General features: G+C 64.9%; 15 protein-coding genes and 1 tRNA gene. 8 read left to right on the top strand and 8 right to left on the bottom strand.

Features of this window, described 5'->3' with window-relative positions; genetic code table 11:
* Window positions 1-22: 22 nt before the first annotated feature.
* Both QM590_RS04620 and QM590_RS04615 read right to left on the bottom strand, forming a co-directional pair.
* Window positions 23-2068: an NADPH-dependent 2,4-dienoyl-CoA reductase gene (locus QM590_RS04620; RefSeq protein ID WP_269593748.1), complete on the bottom strand. Its 2046-nt coding sequence runs from the start codon at window positions 2066-2068 to the stop codon at window positions 23-25.
* Window positions 2065-2592 carry a PadR family transcriptional regulator gene (locus tag QM590_RS04615; protein ID WP_269593749.1) on the bottom strand — a complete coding sequence of 176 codons (528 nt, stop codon included), beginning with the start codon at window positions 2590-2592 and terminating at the stop codon, window positions 2065-2067. Before QM590_RS04615 ends, QM590_RS04620 begins: the two co-directional genes overlap by 4 nt.
* 83 nt (window positions 2593-2675) lie before the next feature.
* On the opposite strand from QM590_RS04615, the gene QM590_RS04610 reads away from it, so the two are divergent.
* On the top strand, window positions 2676-3998 hold the full coding sequence (locus tag QM590_RS04610; protein ID WP_269593750.1) for an MFS transporter: 1323 nt from the start codon (window positions 2676-2678) through the stop codon (window positions 3996-3998).
* Here QM590_RS04610 and QM590_RS04605 read toward each other — a convergent pair.
* Both QM590_RS04605 and QM590_RS04600 read right to left on the bottom strand, forming a co-directional pair.
* Window positions 3995-4819 (bottom strand): alpha/beta fold hydrolase, encoded by an 825-nt coding sequence (locus tag QM590_RS04605; RefSeq protein WP_269593979.1) that lies wholly within the window; start codon window positions 4817-4819, stop codon window positions 3995-3997. The two genes, QM590_RS04610 and QM590_RS04605, sit on opposite strands and share 4 nt — an antisense overlap.
* 29 nt (window positions 4820-4848) lie before the next feature.
* Window positions 4849-5475 carry a TetR family transcriptional regulator gene (locus QM590_RS04600; protein WP_149406285.1) on the bottom strand — a complete coding sequence of 209 codons (627 nt, stop codon included), beginning with the start codon at window positions 5473-5475 and terminating at the stop codon, window positions 4849-4851.
* Window positions 5476-5670: 195 nt separating this feature from the next.
* Here QM590_RS04600 and QM590_RS04595 point away from each other — a divergent pair, with 195 nt between their 5' ends.
* The 3 genes from QM590_RS04595 to QM590_RS04585 all read left to right on the top strand — a co-directional run bounded on the left by QM590_RS04595 (window position 5671) and on the right by QM590_RS04585 (window position 8288).
* On the top strand, window positions 5671-6783 hold the full coding sequence (locus tag QM590_RS04595) for a ferredoxin reductase (RefSeq protein WP_094670061.1): 1113 nt from the start codon (window positions 5671-5673) through the stop codon (window positions 6781-6783).
* Between the two features lie 63 nt (window positions 6784-6846).
* Window positions 6847-8031, top strand: coding sequence for a fatty acid desaturase family protein (locus QM590_RS04590; RefSeq protein ID WP_068050025.1), 1185 nt, complete (start codon window positions 6847-6849; stop codon window positions 8029-8031).
* 23 nt (window positions 8032-8054) lie between these two features.
* A complete protein-coding gene (locus tag QM590_RS04585; RefSeq protein ID WP_032394788.1) occupies window positions 8055-8288 on the top strand; it encodes a hypothetical protein in 234 nt (77 codons plus the stop codon).
* 63 nt (window positions 8289-8351) lie between these two features.
* Here QM590_RS04585 and QM590_RS04580 read toward each other — a convergent pair whose 3' ends face one another.
* From QM590_RS04580 to QM590_RS04570, 3 genes are all read right to left on the bottom strand, one after another.
* Window positions 8352-9461: a methyltransferase gene (locus QM590_RS04580; protein ID WP_269593751.1), complete on the bottom strand. Its 1110-nt coding sequence runs from the start codon at window positions 9459-9461 to the stop codon at window positions 8352-8354.
* Window positions 9462-9475: 14 nt separating this feature from the next.
* Complete coding sequence (locus QM590_RS04575; RefSeq protein ID WP_149406282.1) at window positions 9476-10618, bottom strand: N(5)-(carboxyethyl)ornithine synthase; 1143 nt, start codon at window positions 10616-10618, stop codon at window positions 9476-9478.
* 70 nt (window positions 10619-10688) lie between these two features.
* Window positions 10689-10761 (bottom strand) — tRNA-Arg (locus QM590_RS04570).
* A gap of 146 nt (window positions 10762-10907) precedes the next feature.
* Here QM590_RS04570 and QM590_RS04565 point away from each other — a divergent pair.
* Entirely contained in the window at window positions 10908-12065 is a 1158-nt protein-coding gene (locus tag QM590_RS04565) for an XdhC family protein (RefSeq protein WP_269593752.1), read from the top strand.
* Window positions 12066-12274: 209 nt separating this feature from the next.
* A complete protein-coding gene (locus QM590_RS04560; RefSeq protein WP_269593980.1) occupies window positions 12275-14188 on the top strand; it encodes a bifunctional copper resistance protein CopD/cytochrome c oxidase assembly protein in 1914 nt (637 codons plus the stop codon).
* Window positions 14189-14200: 12 nt separating this feature from the next.
* On the opposite strand, the gene QM590_RS04555 is transcribed toward QM590_RS04560, so the two are convergent.
* Complete coding sequence (locus QM590_RS04555; protein ID WP_231893809.1) at window positions 14201-14626, bottom strand: MarR family winged helix-turn-helix transcriptional regulator; 426 nt, start codon at window positions 14624-14626, stop codon at window positions 14201-14203.
* Between the two features lie 130 nt (window positions 14627-14756).
* Here QM590_RS04555 and QM590_RS04550 point away from each other — a divergent pair, with 130 nt between their 5' ends.
* Both QM590_RS04550 and QM590_RS04545 read left to right on the top strand, forming a co-directional pair.
* Window positions 14757-16505 carry an ABC transporter ATP-binding protein gene (locus QM590_RS04550; protein WP_283278821.1) on the top strand — a complete coding sequence of 583 codons (1749 nt, stop codon included), beginning with the start codon at window positions 14757-14759 and terminating at the stop codon, window positions 16503-16505.
* A 10-nt stretch (window positions 16506-16515) separates the two neighbouring features.
* Window positions 16516-17148, top strand: a complete 633-nt coding sequence (locus QM590_RS04545; RefSeq protein ID WP_269593754.1) for an IMPACT family protein — start codon at window positions 16516-16518, stop codon at window positions 17146-17148.
* The last annotated feature ends 25 nt before the right edge of the window (window positions 17149-17173 follow it).

Genomic DNA, 17173 nt, shown 5'->3' with positions numbered 1-17173 from the left:
GTGAGACAGGCTAGCGGACAGATCAGATCGTGGCCGCGAGCCGGGTGCCTTGCTCGATGGCCCGCTTGGCGTCGAGCTCCGCAGCGACGTCCGCACCGCCGATGATGTGCGTGGTGGTGCCCGCGGCCTTCAGGTCGTCGACCAAGTCGCGTACCGATTCCTGGCCGGCGCAGATCACGATGGTGTCCACCTCGAGAACGCGGGGACGCTCGTGCTTGTCACCGAAGGAGATGTGCAGGCCCGCATCGTCGATCTTCTCGTAGTTGACACCCGAAAGCTGATGCACGCCTTTGGCTTTCAGTGCAGCTCGATGAACCCAGCCGGTCGTCTTCGCCAGTCCTGCGCCGATGCGTCCCGGCTTGCGTTGCAGCAGATACACCTCACGCGGAGAGGGTGCGGGTACCGGAGTCGTCAACGCCCCCGGCGCGGCCTCGGGCTCGGTGACGCCCCACTCCTGCTTCCATTCCTTCAGATCCAAGGTGGGGGAGGCGTCGGTGGTGAGGAACTCGGAGATGTCGATACCGATACCGCCTGCACCGATGACCGCGACCCGATCGCCGACGGGCTTGCCGTCGCGCACCAGTTCTGCGTACGACAGGACCGAGGGGTGCTCGATGCCGGGGATACTCGGCATTCGGGGAGTGACGCCGGTGGCCAGCACCACCTCGTCGAACTCGCCTGCGACGAGTTCGGCGGCGGTGACTCGGGTGTCGAGGTGAACGGCGACGTCTGCGCTGCGAAGTGCACTGGAGAAGTACCGGATCGTCTCGGCGAACTCCTCCTTGCCGGGTATGAGTCGCGCGATTCCGAACTGCCCGCCGATCTCGTCTCTGGCCTCGAAGAGGCTGACGGCGTGTCCGCGTTGCGCGAGATTGAGCGCGGCGGCCAGGCCTGCGGGTCCGGCTCCGACGACCGCCACCTTCTTGGTCATCTTCGTCGGCAGCAGTTGCAGGTCGATCTCGCGTCCGGCACGCGGGTTGACCAGGCACGAGACCTTCTTGTGCACGAAGGCGTGGTCCAGGCAGGCCTGATTGCAGGCGATGCACGTGTTGATCCGGTCGGCGGAGTCGGTGGCGGCTTTCTCGACCCAGAACGGATCGGCCAGCATCGGCCTGGCCATCGCGATCAACTGCGCGTCGCCGCGAGCCAGAATGTTCTCGGCGATCTCGGGCATGTTGATGCGATTGGACGCGGCGACCGGGATGGACACGTGCTTCTCGAGCTTGCCGGTGATGTCCGCGAATGCGGCGCGGGGAACCGAGGTGACGATGGTCGGCACCCGCGACTCGTGCCAGCCGATATCGGTGTTGATGATGTTCGCACCCGCAGCTTCGACGTCCTCGGCCAGCGCGACGATGTCGTCCCAGCTCTGGCCTTGTTCGACCAGATCGGCCATCGACAGCCGGAACACGACGAGGAAGTCGGGGCCCACGGCCGCTCGCGTCTGCCGCACGATCTCCACGGCCATCCGCCGACGGTTTTTCGCCGAACCGCCCCACTCGTCACGTCGCTTGTTGGTGCGCTCGGAGAGGAACTGGTTGATGAAGTAACCCTCTCCGCCCATGATCTCGACGCCGTCGTAGCCGGCGCTCTGCGCGAGCCGGGCGCAGCGTACGTAGTTGCGGATCTGCCAGCGGACGCCCCTCGATGTCAGTCGCCGCGGCCGAAAGGGATTGATGGGAGCCTTGATCGACGACGCCGACACGCTCAGCGGCTGGTAGGAGTAGCGCCCGGCATGCAGGATCTGCAGTGCGATCTTGCCGCCTTCGTCATGGACGGCAGCAGTGATCCGGCGATGCCGACGGGCTTCGATGCGGTTGGTCAGCTTGGCTCCGAACGGCAACAGCCAACCGGTGCGATTGGGGGCATAGCCCCCGGTGATGATCAGCGCGACTCCGCCGCGGGCACGCTCGGCGAAGTAGGCCGCCAGGCGGCCGGTGTCGCGGGCGCGATCTTCGAGGCCGGTGTGAATCGATCCCATGATCACGCGGTTCTTCAGCGTGGTTGCGCCGACATCCAACGGAGACAACAGAATCGGATACGGGCCAGCAGTCTGCTCGGTCTTCACAGCTTCTCCAATACCTCGGTGCACCACTCGGTGAATCCTTCTTCGACGCGAATTCCGCCGCGCAGCACCAGGTATTGATGCAACGCGGTGCCGGTGAGGGCAGCGGGGGCCGGAAAGTCCTGCTTCTCGATCAGTCGATAGACGTCGAGGCGGGTGGCATGAACATCGCGATGGCGGGCGACTTCGATCTTGAGAGCATCGATGTCACCGTTGGCGGCCCCGCGGATCTTGACCGCGAGCTCCTCGCGTAGCTGCGAAGGATCGGTCGGAGCGGCGATCCAGCGATCGAGCTCCGCGCGACCCGCAGCGCTGACGGAGTAGACCTTCTTGTCCGGCCGGCCGTCCTGCGCGACTGCCTCTCCGGTGATCCACCCAGCCCCGTCCATCCGCGTCAGCGTCCGGTAGATCTGCTGATGCGTTGCGCTCCAGAAGAATCCGATCGACTTGTCGAAGCGGCGGGCGAGCTCGTACCCCGAGCCGCAGAGCTCGGTGAGGGAAACCAGAATCGCGTGTTCCAAAGCCACACCCGAGAGTATGTATGCAACACGGTGACTATGCAACTAGGTGCACCGATGAATTCGGATGCCGCGGTCTAGTGTTGGCAACCATGGGAACCCAGCCGGAGGCCGCTGTCGTCGGAGTCGCCACAACGCGTAAGCAGGTCACCGCCTGGGGGTTCTGGGACTGGGGCTCGGCCGCGTTCAACGCCGTCATTCTCACGTTCGTGTTCTCGGTGTATCTCACCGACGCCGTCGGCGACGATCTGCCCGGTTCCATCTCGGCCACCACCTGGTTCAGCTGGTCGATTGCCGTGTCCAGCGTTGTCATCGCACTACTCGCGCCGGTCTGCGGGCAGTACTTCGACGCGCGCGGCAAACGTAAGTGGCTGCTGGGGGTGTTGACCGCGCTGACGGTCGTCGCCATGGCCGGCCTGTTCTTCGTCGAGGACGACTACCACTATCTGTGGCTCGGCCTGTTGCTGCTCGGTCTCGGATCCATCATGTTCGAGCTGGCGAGCATCCCGTACAACTCGATGCTGCGGCAGGTCTCCACTCCGGCGAACATCGGCCGAGTATCCGGGTTCGGTTGGTCCATGGGCTATTTCGGCGGAATCGTACTGCTGCTCCTGTGCTACGTCGGTTTCATCGCCGGCGACGGTGACACCCGCGGAGTTCTGGGGCTGAGCACCGACGGCGGACTGAACATCCGACTCGTCGCTCTACTCGCTGCCGTGTGGTTCGCCGTCTCGGCCATCCCGGTGCTGCTCGCCGTTCCCGAGGTACCCCGCGCCGTCGCCGATCCGAAGGCCGCAGAGGCCGGCTTCGCGGCCTCGTACCGCGTCTTGTTCCGTGATGTCCGTGAGCTGTGGAGTGCAGACCGCCGCGCCGTCTACTACCTCATCGCCAGTGCACTGTTCAGGGACGGGCTGGCAGGGGTCTTCACTTTCGGTGCCGTTCTCGCTGTCAGCGTCTACGGCATCGGAGCAGGCGATGTCCTGCTGTTCGGTGTCGCTGCCAATGTCATCGCCGGGCTCGGAGCGATCGTGGCCGGACGGTTCGACGACAGAATCGGCCCGAAGAAGGTGATCGTCTTCTCGCTCACCTGCATGATCGCCGCCGGGACGATTCTGCTGTTCGTCTCGGGACCGACGATGTTCTGGATCTTCGGGCTGATCCTGTGCCTGTTCGTCGGGCCGGCGCAGTCGTCCGCCCGCACCTTCCTGGCTCGGCTGGCTCCACCGGGACGCGAAGGTCAATTCTTCGGACTGTTCGCTACGACGGGACGCGCCGCCTCGTTCCTCGCGCCGTCGCTGTTCGGTCTGTTCGTGTGGATGTTCGACGCCGATCGCGCGGGTATCGCCGGGCTGATCATCGTCCTCGCTGCCGGCCTGCTGGCGCTGCTGAAGGTACGCGCACCCGAACAGGTCTAGACAGACTCGATACGGGCCAGTATCTCGGCCGTCAGTTCCTCGGGCGCTTCTTCCGGGATCCAGTGCGAGATGCCGTCCAATTCGACGAATCTGTACGGCGCATCGACGAATTCGCCGCAGCGCTCCGCTCCAGCTCGACCGATGGCGGTGTCGCCGTTGCTCCAGACGTAGGTGGTGGGCACGGTCACCGGAGGAAGGTTTGCGAACTCCCTGGTCATCGCGGCGTACCAGCTCGATGCGGCCGTCAGCGCGCCGGGGACGGTGAGATGCCGAACGTATTCGTCGTCGAGGCTGTCCGCACCGAACATCGCGCGCAGCCGCTGTGCGTCGTTCTCGACCAGAACTCGCTCGGCCTTCTCCGGTTCTCGGAGCAGACCGAAGTACGTCGACCGTTCCTGCTGATCCGGATCCTCGCGGATGGCCCAGTTGAACGCGGCCGAATGCGGGACCGACGCCGCCGTGAGAGTACGTACGCGATCCGGATGTTCGGCTGCGAGATGCCAGGCGACCACCGCACCCCAGTCGTGTCCGACCAGATGCGCCGACGGCAGCTCGAGCGTGTCGAGCAATCCGAGGATGTCGCCGGTGAGATGTTCGATGCGGTAGTGCTCGACGCCGACCGGACGCGCACCGGGGGAGTAGCCCCGCTGGTTCGGGGCGATCACGCGACAGCCTACGGCGACCAGGCCGGGCGTTACCGCGGTCCACGACGCGTTGGTCTGCGGAAAGCCGTGCAGCGCAACCACCGGAACGCCGTCCGGTGGTCCAGACATCTCGACCTCGAACACGTACTCGCCGACATTTACCTCGGTCATGAACATCCCTTCGCGGCCGTCTCGTTCTCGAACGGTCAAGCCCGTCGTGGTTCCCATCGGCTCATCCCGAGCATGATCATGCGGATCTGCTTCTCGGTCCGCTCGATCAGATCCTTCTCGTTCTGACTACCCGGTCTGTCGATTTCCAACAGGCCGACCACCGCGGTGAGCATCGTCGAGACGAGCAGGTCGGCGGTCATCTCCAGATCGGCGACGTCCCACTGCTCGAGCCCGGGCATGCGGGACAGGTCGATGGTCAGCTCGCTGACGAACAGTCGTAGTTCGGTGGCGAAGGCGCGGCGCACTCCGGTCACGCCGCCGTACCGTTCGCGACTGAGAAAGCGGAATTGATCCTCGTGAGAGCGAACCTGGCGAACCAGGATGCCGAAGGACTCGGTGGCCGTCTTGGTGCTGGGGTTGCGTCGGGCGTCGCGCAGCATCTGTCGCAGCATCCGCATGCTGTCCTCGACGAGAGCGACGCCGAGGTCCTCCATGGAAGCGAAGTGTCGATAGAACGCGGTGGGGACGATGCCGGCGGATCGAGCGACCTCACGGAGGCTGACGCTGGCGAAGGAACGCTCGCGGAGCAGGTCCAGGGTGCCCTCGATCAGTGCTTGCCGCGTGCGCTCCTTGCGCTCGGCGCGGGTCCCCGGTTCTGTCACAACGTCCAGTTTATGGGCGCGCACTCTGTGATCTCCCTTCCGGTTCCTCCCCGGCACCCACAGAACTGTCGATTCGCTCTGTAACGGCGGTCACATAAACGTTGACAGGTACCGGTGTCGCTCTGCCACACTCATGTTAGTGCACAATCGTTCACTGAATGGGTCGTAGGTTTCGATCCGGTAAGGGAGGATGGAATGACGCTTCAAGAACGTCCGTCGCGGGCCTCGGGTTCGCGCAAGTTCTCGCTTCTTTCCCTGTTCGAGGCCATGGCCACGCCCCACGCGCTCGATCGTTACCTCGAACTCGTCGACCCGATGACGACCGTTCGTGACCTTCGCGGCGAAGTGACCGAGATACACCGGTCCACCGAAGACTCGTTGACGCTCACCATCCGTCCCACGCGTCAGTGGAAGGGTTTCAAGGCCGGCCAGTTCGTTCAGGTCGGAGTCGTCATCGACGGAGTACGCCACACCCGCTGCTACTCGCCCGCGTGCTCGCAGTACCGCAAGGACGGCCGGATCGAACTGACGATCAAGGCGCATCCCGAGGGTCTGGTGTCGCAGTACCTGCACAAGAACGCGTACGTCGGCCTGGTGGTCAGCCTGTCGCAGGCGGACGGCACGTTCGAGCTTCCCCAACCACGCCCGGCAAAGACGTTGCTGATCAGCGGTGGCAGCGGTATCACGCCGGTGCTGTCCATGCTCAGGTCGCTGCTGGACGAGGGGTACAGCAGCGACCTGACCTTCCTGCACTACGCGTTCACCGAAAACGACGTCGCGTACAAGAAGGACCTCGAGAAGATCGCCGCCCAGCACGAGAACGTGAACATCGTCTTCGCGTACACCGAGCAGAAGACCGGCGGCGACCTGCACGGGTTCTTCGGCCAGGAACATCTCGATGCGGTGGCCCCGTGGTTCGCCGAGGCCGACACCTTCCTGTGTGGACCTCCCGGACTGATGAAGAGCGTGACGTCCTACTTCGACGACGCAGGTCTCAGCGAGCGGCTGCACCTCGAGGAGTTCACACCCTCGTTCGCCACCGTCAGCGACGACGTCACCGGAACCACCACGTTCTCCGGCAGCGACGTGTCCTCGGAGAACGACGGCGAGACGCTGCTCGAACAGGCCGAAGCAGCGGGACTCTCACCGGCCAACGGCTGCCGGATGGGTATCTGCTTCACCTGTACCTCGGTGAAGAAGTCCGGCTGCACCAAGAACATCAAGACCGGTGAGACCGACACCGAATCGGACAAGAAGATCCAGCTGTGCGTGTCCGTTGCCGTGGGCGACGTCGACATCGACATCTAGATCCACCTCGAACAGCGACAACCCCAAGACCCATCTCGACCCGATCGAATTGGAGATCATCAGATGCTCGGAACGATTCTCTCGATCCTGCCCACCACCGTCCTGCCCTTCCGACGTGACGAGACCCTGCCGGATCAGCCGACCGTGCTGACCTACGAACAGGTCGAGGAACTGGGCCGCGAACTCGACGACCTGCGCGCCCGCACCGTCGCCAAGCTCGGTGACGAGGACCGCGAATACATCTACAAGATCATCAAGGCGCAGCGCGGCCTCGAGGTCGCCGGACGCGCGTTGATGTACCTGCCCTTCCTTCCGCCTGCATGGCTCGCAGGCGTCGGTGCCCTCGGAGTGGCGAAGATTCTCGACAACATGGAGATCGGCCACAACGTCATGCACGGCCAGTACGACTGGATGCGTGAGCCCGGCCTCAACTCCGAGGTGTTCGAGTGGGACACCGTCTGCCCGGCAGACCAGTGGAAGCACTCGCACAACTACATGCACCACACGTTCACCAACATCGTCGGCATGGACCGCGACATCGGTTACGGCATCCTGCGTATGGATCAGGACCAGAAGTGGAACCCGTACTACCTCGGCAACCCGGTGTACGCGTTCCTGCTGATGACGTTCTTCGAGTGGGGCGTCATGCTGCACGACCTCGAGACGGAGAACATCGTCGCGGGCAAGCGCAAGTGGCACGACGTCAAGCCGCTGCTGCAGGGCATGTGGCGCAAGGCGGGTAAGCAGGCCCTCAAGGATTACGTGATCTTCCCCGCGCTGACCGGCCCGTTCTTCGCGTCCACCGTGGTCGGCAACGTCGCCGCCAACCTCATCCGCAACGTGTGGACCTACTCGATCATCTTCTGCGGCCACTTCCCGACCGGAGTCCAGACCTTCAGCAAGGAAGAGACCGCCGAGGAGAGCCGCGGCGAATGGTACGTGCGACAGATGCTGGGATCGGCCAACATCGAGGGAACTCCGCTGTTCCACATCATGTCGGGCAACCTCTCGCACCAGATCGAGCACCACCTGTTCCCCGATCTGCCCGCGCACCGCTACCCGCAGATTGCGCCGGAGGTCAAGGCCCTGTGCGAGAAGTACGACCTGCCCTACAACACCGGCGGCTTCTTTCACCAGATCGGCACCGTGTGGGGCAAGATCTTCAAGCTCGCCCTGCCCAACTCGCTCACAGGATCGGCGGCTCCGGCCGGTGTTATCGTCGAGCGTAAGAAGACCAGCGCAGCGTGACGACTTCGAAGGGGGCGGTCCTGTTGGTAGGAAAGTTCGAGCGCAACAAGGACACCGTGCAGGAGTTCACCGAATCGGCCGCGACTCACGTCGGCCGGATCGTGGTGATCATCGCCGGAGCCGTCCGCGACGTCACTCGTGAAATCGGTGATCTGATCACCGACGGAATCGAAATGCGTGAGGCGGCGAAGAAGGCGGAGCGTGACGCGCCGCTGGGCACCGTGATCAACGGCGAGTTCGAGACCCGCGAACGGTAAGAAGTACCGGATCCACCAGCGCCGCCCGAGCAATGCTCGGGCGGCGCTGTCGTGTGCCCACTGTCAGCGTGCGCGGAGCCGCCACAGTGACGTGGTTTCGCGTGAGCGTGCCGTGTGCAGCACGTCGGAGCTGTCGGTGACGCGCGAATGCGTCGGGGTGGTGTCGGTTCGGCCGAGGACGGCCAGGCCTGCCGCGTCGATGGCGGTGAGAAGTTCTGCGCGCGTGACCAATCCGAGCAGCTCGGCGAGGTCGGACACGATCAGCCACGCCTCACCGTTCGGCGTCAGGTGCCCGCGGAGTCGGCTGAGGAAGGACTTGAGCATTCGCGACCCGGGGTCGTACACCGCATGTTCGATGCCCGACGTGGGTTTCGTGGGAATCCACGGCGGATTGCACACGATCAGTCCCGCACGCCCGGACGGGAAGATGTCGGCCTGCACCACCTCGACCCGATCGGCGAATCCGAGAGCATCGACGTTGGCTCGTGCGCACGCGATCGACCGCGGATCCTTGTCGGTCGCGACCACCGAGGTCACGCCGCGGCGGGCGAGCACTGCCGCCAGAACGCCCGAGCCGGTGCCGATGTCGAACGCTCGGTCCGTGTCCGGCAGCGGTGCGTCGGCGACGAGTTGGATGTACTCGCCGCGGACGGGGGAGAAGACGCCGTAGTGCGGGTGGATCGAGGCATTCAGCGCCGGCACGAAGACACCCTTGCGACGCCATTCGTGTGCGCCGACCATGCCGAGCAGCTCGCGCAACGACAGCACGCACGGCGCGGCGTCGGGGCCGAGCGCCTCTGTTACGGCTGCACGGACTTCCGGAGCTCGGCCCAGGTCGAGTCCAAAGCTCGAATCGAGTTCCACCAGAAGCATTCCCAGCACGCGGGCACGTCTGGCTTGATGTTGACGATGCAGATGAAACTGCTCCGCAGGTGACGCGTCGGAAGTCTGTTTGGCCGCTGGTACCCGCCGGGTCATCGCCGACAGCAGCTGCCGAGCATTGTTGTAATCGCCGCGCCACAACAGAGCCTCGCCGATCGTGGCCAGCTTGTATGCCACGTCTGCCGTCGTCGAATCGTCGACGATGCGTACCGTGCGGGGTGCGGGAGCGCCGTTCTCCGACTGCCAGCGGCACGTCCGCTCGCTACCGTCCTCGATCCACGTGATGCTCATGCCGTGCGCTTCGTTCACGCTGCGGTGTGCGGGTACTCCGCACTGCGATGTTGGAAGGCAAGGATATTCGGGTTCACGATGATGCCGCCCCTGATCTCGATCGAACGCTCGATGGTGGAATCGGTACTCCACGCCGAGGGGCCGTCGAGCACGATCCGAAGGTACGGCAGCAGAGATTCGCTGATTTCCCAGGTAGCAGAGTTCCACAGGTACGAGGGGCTGTGGTCGACGGCGTAATAGCGCACGTTGTCGCCCACGGTGAACATGGGATCGGCGAACGACGTGGGCTTGGCCCACTCGAACCCCATGCCCTCGTCGCACGAGACGTCCACCACGAGGGTGCCAGGCGCGAGAGTCGGCAGGTCCTGGTTCGTCAAGAATGTCAGTGGTGAATTAGTATCCTGCAGAACACAATTGACGATGACGTCGTGGTCGGCGAGGAAGCTCGACAGTGGTACGCGGCCGTCGGGGGTGAGGGCCCGACTCTGGCGTGGATCGGCGTCGTCGAGATCGAAGTTGACGATGTTGGCCGAGTGGATCGGCGAACTCACCGCAGTGACGCCGCGCTGGGTGAGAACGTCCACATCGTGAATGCCATGGGCATTGAGTGCAGTGACCGCACCGCGAGCGGTGGCACCGAAACCGATGACCGCAGCCCGCAACCGGCGACCGTAATCACCGGTGGACCCGATCAGTTGCAGTGCGTGCAGCACCGAGCAGTAGCCGGCCAACTCGTTGTTCTTGTGGAACACATGCAGATTGAACGAGCCCTCGTGGGTCCAGTGATTCATCGCCTCGAAGGCGATCAGCGTGAGCTTGCGGTCGACGGCGATCTGGGTGAGCTCTTCGTCCTGTACGCAGTGCGGCCAGCCCCACAGTGTCTGCCCTGGGCGCAAGGATGCGAGATCCTCGGCCTGGGGCTTGGGCAACAGGATCACATCGCACTCGGCGATGAGTTGGTCGCGCGTGCGAATGCCCGCCACCTGGGTGGCCAGGTGCTCGTCCGAAATTCCGAACGGCTCGCCGTAGCCGGATTCGAGGAACATTCGGGCGCGGATATCGGCATCTATTCGATCGAAATGCAGTGGGTGAATCGGTAGTCGCCGCTCATCGGGCTTGCGCGAACGTGAGAGGACTCCGAGAGTGAGCTGATGCACGTGTGACCCTTCGTTATGCGAAGTCAACCACAGTGAGCCGAACGGACTTACGTTTCTGCTGGTCAGAGGGTGCCCCCGGCAGGATTCGAACCTGCGACCAAGGGATTAGAAGGCCCTTGCTCTATCCCCTGAGCTACGGAGGCTGGCACGTGCGGGCGGACCCGCTCGAGCACGGTTGACGAGTGTACCTTTCCGTATACGCCGATCGCGCCGGCATGGGTTGGGCGATGGTCGCAGCGGGAAAGCGGTGGTTTCGGAATCGTTCCGACCCCAGGTCGAAGGAGGTGCTGTGCACGACGTCCTCGACGACGCGCTGCGCACCTGGCAGTCCGGCGACGTGGCAGCGGTCGCGACGGTGGTCCGCACCTTCGATTCCGCGCCGCGTCCGGTCGGAGCGTCCATGCTCGTCGGTTCCGACGGTGCGGTGGCCGGTTCGGTCTCCGGCGGCTGCGTCGAAGGCGCGGTCTACGAACTCGCGCAGGACGTCATGCGCACCGGGGCTCCGGTGCTCACCCGATACGGGGTATCGGACGACGATGCGTTCGCCGTCGGGCTCACCTGCGGCGGAACGCTCGACGTGTTCGTCGAAGTGCTCACCCGACAGACGTTTCCCGAATTCGAGGCCCTCGTCGCGGACGTTCGTGCCAATGTGCCCGTGGCGATGGCGACAGTCGTCGCGCACGGCGATCCGGAACGGGTCGGCCGCAGGATCGTCGTCGGAGAATCGGGCACCCGAGGCTCGCTCGGCAGCGAGCGTGCCGACGCTGCCGTGGCCGACGATGCGAAAGGGCTTCTCGCCGCGGGCCGTTCGGCTGTCCTGACCTACGGGCCCGACGGCCAGCGACGGGGCGAGGGGATGGAGGTGTTCGTCTCGAGCCACGCTCCGCCGCCGCGGATGCTGGTGTTCGGAGCCATCGATTTCGCTGCCGCGGTGGCGCAGCAGGGCGCATTCCTCGGGTACCGCGTCACGGTCTGCGACGCACGGGCAGTCTTCGCGACTCCGCAGCGGTTCCCCGCAGCCGAGCAGGTCGTGGTCGCGTGGCCGCACGACTATCTATCCGCACAGATCGCGGCGGGGGAGGTGGACGAACGCACCGTCGTCTGTGTGTTGACCCACGACCCCAAATTCGACGTGCCACTGCTCGAGGTGGCGTTACGCATTCCATCGCTGGCGTTCGTCGGCGCGATGGGATCGCGCCGAACCCACGACGACCGCATGGCTCGGTTGCGGGCTTCCGGTCTGACGGAGACGGAACTCACTCGTCTGGCCAGCCCGATCGGTCTCGATCTCGGCGCGCGCACCCCGCAGGAGACGGCCGTGTCGATCGCAGCGGAGATCATCGCCCACCGCTGGGGCGGTACCGGTGAACCGCTGCGCGCCCGACACGGTCGCATCCATCACGACGCGACCGAGGCCGCGAGCACGGACAAGTACGACGCTGTGTAGGACTCGCGTTTCGAGTACTCCCGATCACCTCTTACTCTGGTGGTATGGCAACACCGGATCTCGAGAAGCCCGAACCCTCGACCGCTGAACTCCCGGCGGACGATGTCCGGGCGAACGACGGTTCGACGAACGACGATCCACGGTCGACCACGACGACGGTGTTCGCCACCGCAGGCGTCATCGCCGGTGTGGTCGCCGCACTCATCGTGATGCTCTCCGCCTCCGATGCGCTGGTATTGCTCGGAATCCCGGATCCGGGCCCGGCCACCACGTACGGTCTGCCTGCGCTGAGGGCCATCGGCGAGATCGCCGCCGTCATCGCCATCGGATCCTTTCTGCTGGCCGCGTTCCTCGTACCGCCGCAGAAGAACGGGATTCTCGACGTCGACGGCTACCGCGCGGTCCGGACCGGTTCGGTGGCGTCGATCATCTGGGCCGTCTGCGCCCTGCTTCTGGTGCCTTTGACGTTGTCCGACACCTCGGGGCAGCCGTTCGCCGAGGCCATCAAACCGGCGAACCTGTGGATTGCGCTCGACCAGGTGGAGATCGCCAGTGCCTGGCGCTGGACCGCCATCATGGCCGTTGTGCTCGCCATCGCGTCGCGCACGGTGTTGCGGTGGGCCTGGACGCCCGCACTGCTCGGGTTCTCCCTCGCGACGCTGCTGCCGATCGCGCTCAGCGGACACTCCTCGGCGGGCGGCTCGCACGACATCGCCACCAACAGCTTGATCCTGCACCTCGGGGCCGCGTCGCTGTGGGCGGGCGGATTGTTCGCGCTGCTGGCGCACGTTCGCAGGCGCGGTGCACACGCCGATGTCGCGGCTCGCCGATTCTCCACGATCGCCGGAGTCTGTTTCGTGGTCATGGGCATCAGCGGCGTCATCAACGCCCTGGTCCGGGTTTCGCTCGCCGACCTGTTCACCACCACCTACGGCCTGCTGATCGTGGGCAAGATCGTCGCCCTGATCGTGCTGGGTGGCTTCGGCTGGATGCAGCGCCGCCGCGCCCTACCGGCCCTGATCGCCGATCCCACGGCCCGCGGGCCGCTGCTCCGGTTCGCCGGTGCCGAGGTGCTGGTCCTCGCTGCGACCATCGGCCTGGCCGTCGGGCTCGGCCGCACACCGCCCCCCGCCGAGATCGACCCCAACCTCACGACCACGGAAGCGGCACTCGGGTACAACCTCAGTGGCCCGCCGACGTTCGCGCGCATGGCTCTGGACTGGCGCTTCGATCTGATCTTCGGCACCGCGGCAATCGTCATGGCCGTGGTGTACCTGATCGGAGTCCGCCGTCTGCGGCTGCGCGGCGACGCATGGCCCGTCGGCCGTACTGTCGCGTGGGTGCTGGGCTGCCTCACGCTGCTGATCAGCACGTCCTCGGGAATCGGTCGCTACTCCACGGCCGTGTTCAGCGTGCACATGACCGGACACATGATGCTCTCGATGCTGGCCCCCGTCCTCCTCGCGCTCGGTGGCGCGCTGACGCTGGCATTGCGGGTACTGCCTGCGGCAGGCAAGGACGGCGTCCCCGGGATGCGCGAGTGGTTGCTGATGGGCCTGCACAGTCGACTTTCGCAGTTCGTCACCCACCCGCTCGTCGCGGCGCTGATCTTCGTCGGCGGCTTCTACGTGCTCTACCTCGGCGGAATCTTCGGGGCGGTACTGGACAGTCACGGCGCGCACCTTCTGATGAACCTGCACTTCGTGCTCAGCGGTTACCTGTTCTACTGGACCGTCATCGGAGTCGATCCGTCTCCGCGCAAGATCGCTCCGGTCACCAAACTCGCCGTCGTGTTCGGTTCGCTACCGTTCCATGCCTTCTTCGGAGTGGCTCTGATGAGCATGCACACCGTGATGGGTGGCTGGTTCTACCGGACGCTCGGGCTGGACTGGAACTCCGACCTGCTCGGAGATCAGAAGCTCGGCGGCGGAATCGCCTGGGCCACGGGCGAGGTTCCACTGGTGCTCGTCATGCTGGCGTTGCTGATCCAATGGACCCGCAGCGACGATCGAGATGCCAGGCGCAGTGACCGCGCCGCCGAGCGCGATCACGATGCCGACCTGGCCGCGCACAACGCGATGTTCGCCGAGCTCGCACGACGCGAACGGACCGGTGAGCAGTAGTACTCGGTCGGTTCAGCCGGTCTCGGCGATCTTGCTCAACAGTCGGTTCAGCTCGTCGCGTTCCGCGGGCTCGAGGCCGTCGAACATTTCCGACGACACCTGACGGCGCGCGTCGTCGATTCTGTCCAACAGCGCGCGGCCGGTGTCGGTCAGCTCGACCAGGACGGCTCGCCGATCGCTCGGATCCTGTTGCCGGATCACCAGGTGCGCCGCCTCGAGGGAGTCGACGATGTCGGTGGCCGATCGCGCGACGATGCGCAGGTGCTCGGCGAGATCGCGTAGTCGCACGGACTCCGGCTCGCGCGCCAACACGTGCAGGGCCCGACTCTGAGAGGGATTGAGGCCGAACGGTTCCAACGCAGTCATGTGGCTGCGCCGGATCTGCCGCGCGACGGCCATGAACTGCTCGCTCAGGTTGGGCGAGTGTCCGGTTTCCATGTACGGGATCATAGCGACGGTTGCTCACCACCTCATAGTGAGGTAGCCTCTGCATATTACTTCAGCTATCACGGAGGTCTACTTGGAAAGCCGACCCGAACGTTCTCTCCTCGCGTCCGATCCAGCACCCGTGCGCCGAGTCCTGGCTCTGTTCACGCCCTACCGCCGCAAGATCGCCGTCGTCAGCGCGATCATCGTCGTCAGCGCGATCATCGCGCTCGCGTCCCCCTTACTCCTCCGCGAACTCCTCGATCATGCGATACCCGACCGCGACGTCACGCTCGTCAGCCTGATCGCACTCGGCATGATCGCAGTCGCAGTCGCCACCAACACTCTCGGCGTCGTGCAGACCTGGATGTCCAACGGCGTCGGTCAGCGACTCATGCACGATCTACGCGTCCAGGTCTACTCGCACCTGCAACGCCAATCCCTCGGATTCTTCGCACGCACCCGCACCGGCGAGGTGCAATCACGCATCGCCAACGACATCGGCGGCATGCAATCGGTGGTCACCAATACCGCAACGTCCATCGCGCAGAACGCGACGACCGTTGCCGCGACGGTGGTCGCACTCTTCCTGCTCGACTGGAAGCTCGCCACGTTCTCGTTGATCATCCTGCCGGTCTTCGTCCGTGTCGCTCGCCGCATCGGCGACGAGCGGCGCAAGATCTCCACCAAGCGACAGAAGCTGCTCAGCGACCTGTCGGTGCAGATCGAGGAATCACTCTCGGTCAGCGGCATTCTGCTGGGCAAGACCACCGGTTCCGCACAGGTCTTGACCGAGAAGTTCGCCGACCGATCCCACGAAGTGGCCGGCGTCGAACTCGCGGCGATGATGGCAGGGAAGTGGCGCATGGCCACGATCCAGATCAGTTTCGCCGTCATGCCTGCTCTGGTGTACTGGTTCGCCGGCATCACCATCGGGCAGGGGAGCGCACTGACGATCGGAACTCTCGTCGCGTTCACCGCTCTGCAGACCCAATTGTTCCGGCCCACCATGCAATTGCTCAACACCGGCGTCGAGGTGCAGGCCTCGCTCGCCCTGTTCGGGCGAGTGTTCGAGTACCTCGATCTGCCGATCGACGTGGCCGAGCCCGCCCATCCGGTGGCGCTGCCTCGCGAGTCCGTCCGCGGAGACGTCGCCTTCCGCGCCGTGGACTTCACCTACACCTCGGCAACGGTTCCGACTTTGACCGGCATCGACCTCGAGGTCCCGGCAGGCAGCACGCTCGCTCTCGTCGGCGCAACCGGGTCCGGCAAGACGACTCTGGGCTATCTCGTTGCGCGGCTGCATGATCCGACGGCCGGATCGGTGACGATCGACCGCATCGACCTGCGGGAGATGGCGTCGGAGAACATCGCCGACCTGGTCGGCGTCGTCTCCCAGGAGACGTACCTGTTCCACGCCACCATTCGAGAGAACTTACGATTCGCCAAACCCGACGCCACCGACGAGGAGATTTTCGCGGCGGCCCGAACGGCACAGATCCACGATTTCATCGACGGCCTCGACGACGGGTACGACACCATGGTCGGCGAACGCGGATACCGCTTCTCGGGCGGTGAGAAGCAACGCATCGCCATTGCCCGAACGGTGTTGCGCAATCCACCGATCCTGGTGCTCGACGAAGCGACCAGCGCCCTCGACAATCGCACCGAACGCGCAGTGCAAACCGCGCTCGACGGCCTGATGAACGGGCGAACGACCATCCTCATCGCGCATCGACTGTCCACGGTGCGCTCCGCGGACAGCATCGCAGTACTCGATCACGGCGTCGTTCGTGAGGTCGGAAGCCACGAATCCCTGTTGGAGAACGACGGCATGTACGCCCAATTGGTCCGAGCCGCAGACGATGTGGTGGACAGTGTTGCCGCATGAGTGAGATCGGGTGATCCCACTGCGTACCATCGCCGGTCGTGTCGAGTGCGAGATCGAGGTCAAGAAGTCGAGGTTTCTCGCGGTCGTCGATCGCGCGGCCACGGAAGCCGAGGCGCGAGCTGTGATGGAGGCGTCCCGCAAGGCCGATCCTGCTGCCGGACATCACTGTTCGGCGTTCATCGTCGATGTGTCGCCGCCGGATCCGCGCATCGAGCGATCCAACGACGACGGCGAACCGAGCGGTACGGCAGGTACACCGATGCTCGACGTGCTGCGCGGGCATCACCTGACCAACGTCGTCGCGGTCGTCAGCAGATATTTCGGCGGAACCAAGCTGGGCACCGGCGGACTGGCCCGTGCCTACGGCGGCGCGGTGACCGAGGCGTTGTCCGGAGCGATGTTCCTGACCCGGGAACGACGCGAGATCATGACTCTCGAACTCGACCACGCCGAGGTCGGTCGTGTGGAATCGGAATTACGCGGGCACGGGGTTTTCGTGGTCGGCACCTCCTACGGCGCGTCCGCGGTACTGACCGTCGCGGTTCCGGACGCCGATTCGACTGCGGCGCTGGTTGCTTCGCTCACTGCGGGGCGAGTGATCCCCGAGCTCGACGGCCACATGTACGCCGAGATTCCCGACTAGCACACGGTCCCGACATTCTCGGGTC

Source organism: Rhodococcus sp. IEGM 1372, assembly GCF_030056835.1.
GTDB lineage: Bacteria > Actinomycetota > Actinomycetes > Mycobacteriales > Mycobacteriaceae > Rhodococcoides.
The sequence above is the reverse complement of the archived record's forward strand: the minus strand, read 5'-3'. Positions and strand labels throughout refer to the sequence as shown.

Coding starts and splice junctions, on each gene's coding strand:
- QM590_RS04580 (WP_269593751.1), bottom strand. CDS start 9,461: ATGAGCATCACGTGGATCGAGGACGGTAGCGAGCGGACGTGCCGCTGG.
- QM590_RS04590 (WP_068050025.1), top strand. CDS start 6,847: ATGCTCGGAACGATTCTCTCGATCCTGCCCACCACCGTCCTGCCCTTC.
- QM590_RS04610 (WP_269593750.1), top strand. CDS start 2,676: ATGGGAACCCAGCCGGAGGCCGCTGTCGTCGGAGTCGCCACAACGCGT.
- QM590_RS04605 (WP_269593979.1), bottom strand. CDS start 4,819: ATGTTCATGACCGAGGTAAATGTCGGCGAGTACGTGTTCGAGGTCGAG.
- QM590_RS04560 (WP_269593980.1), top strand. CDS start 12,275: ATGCTCTCCGCCTCCGATGCGCTGGTATTGCTCGGAATCCCGGATCCG.
- QM590_RS04555 (WP_231893809.1), bottom strand. CDS start 14,626: ATGGAAACCGGACACTCGCCCAACCTGAGCGAGCAGTTCATGGCCGTC.
- QM590_RS04595 (WP_094670061.1), top strand. CDS start 5,671: ATGACGCTTCAAGAACGTCCGTCGCGGGCCTCGGGTTCGCGCAAGTTC.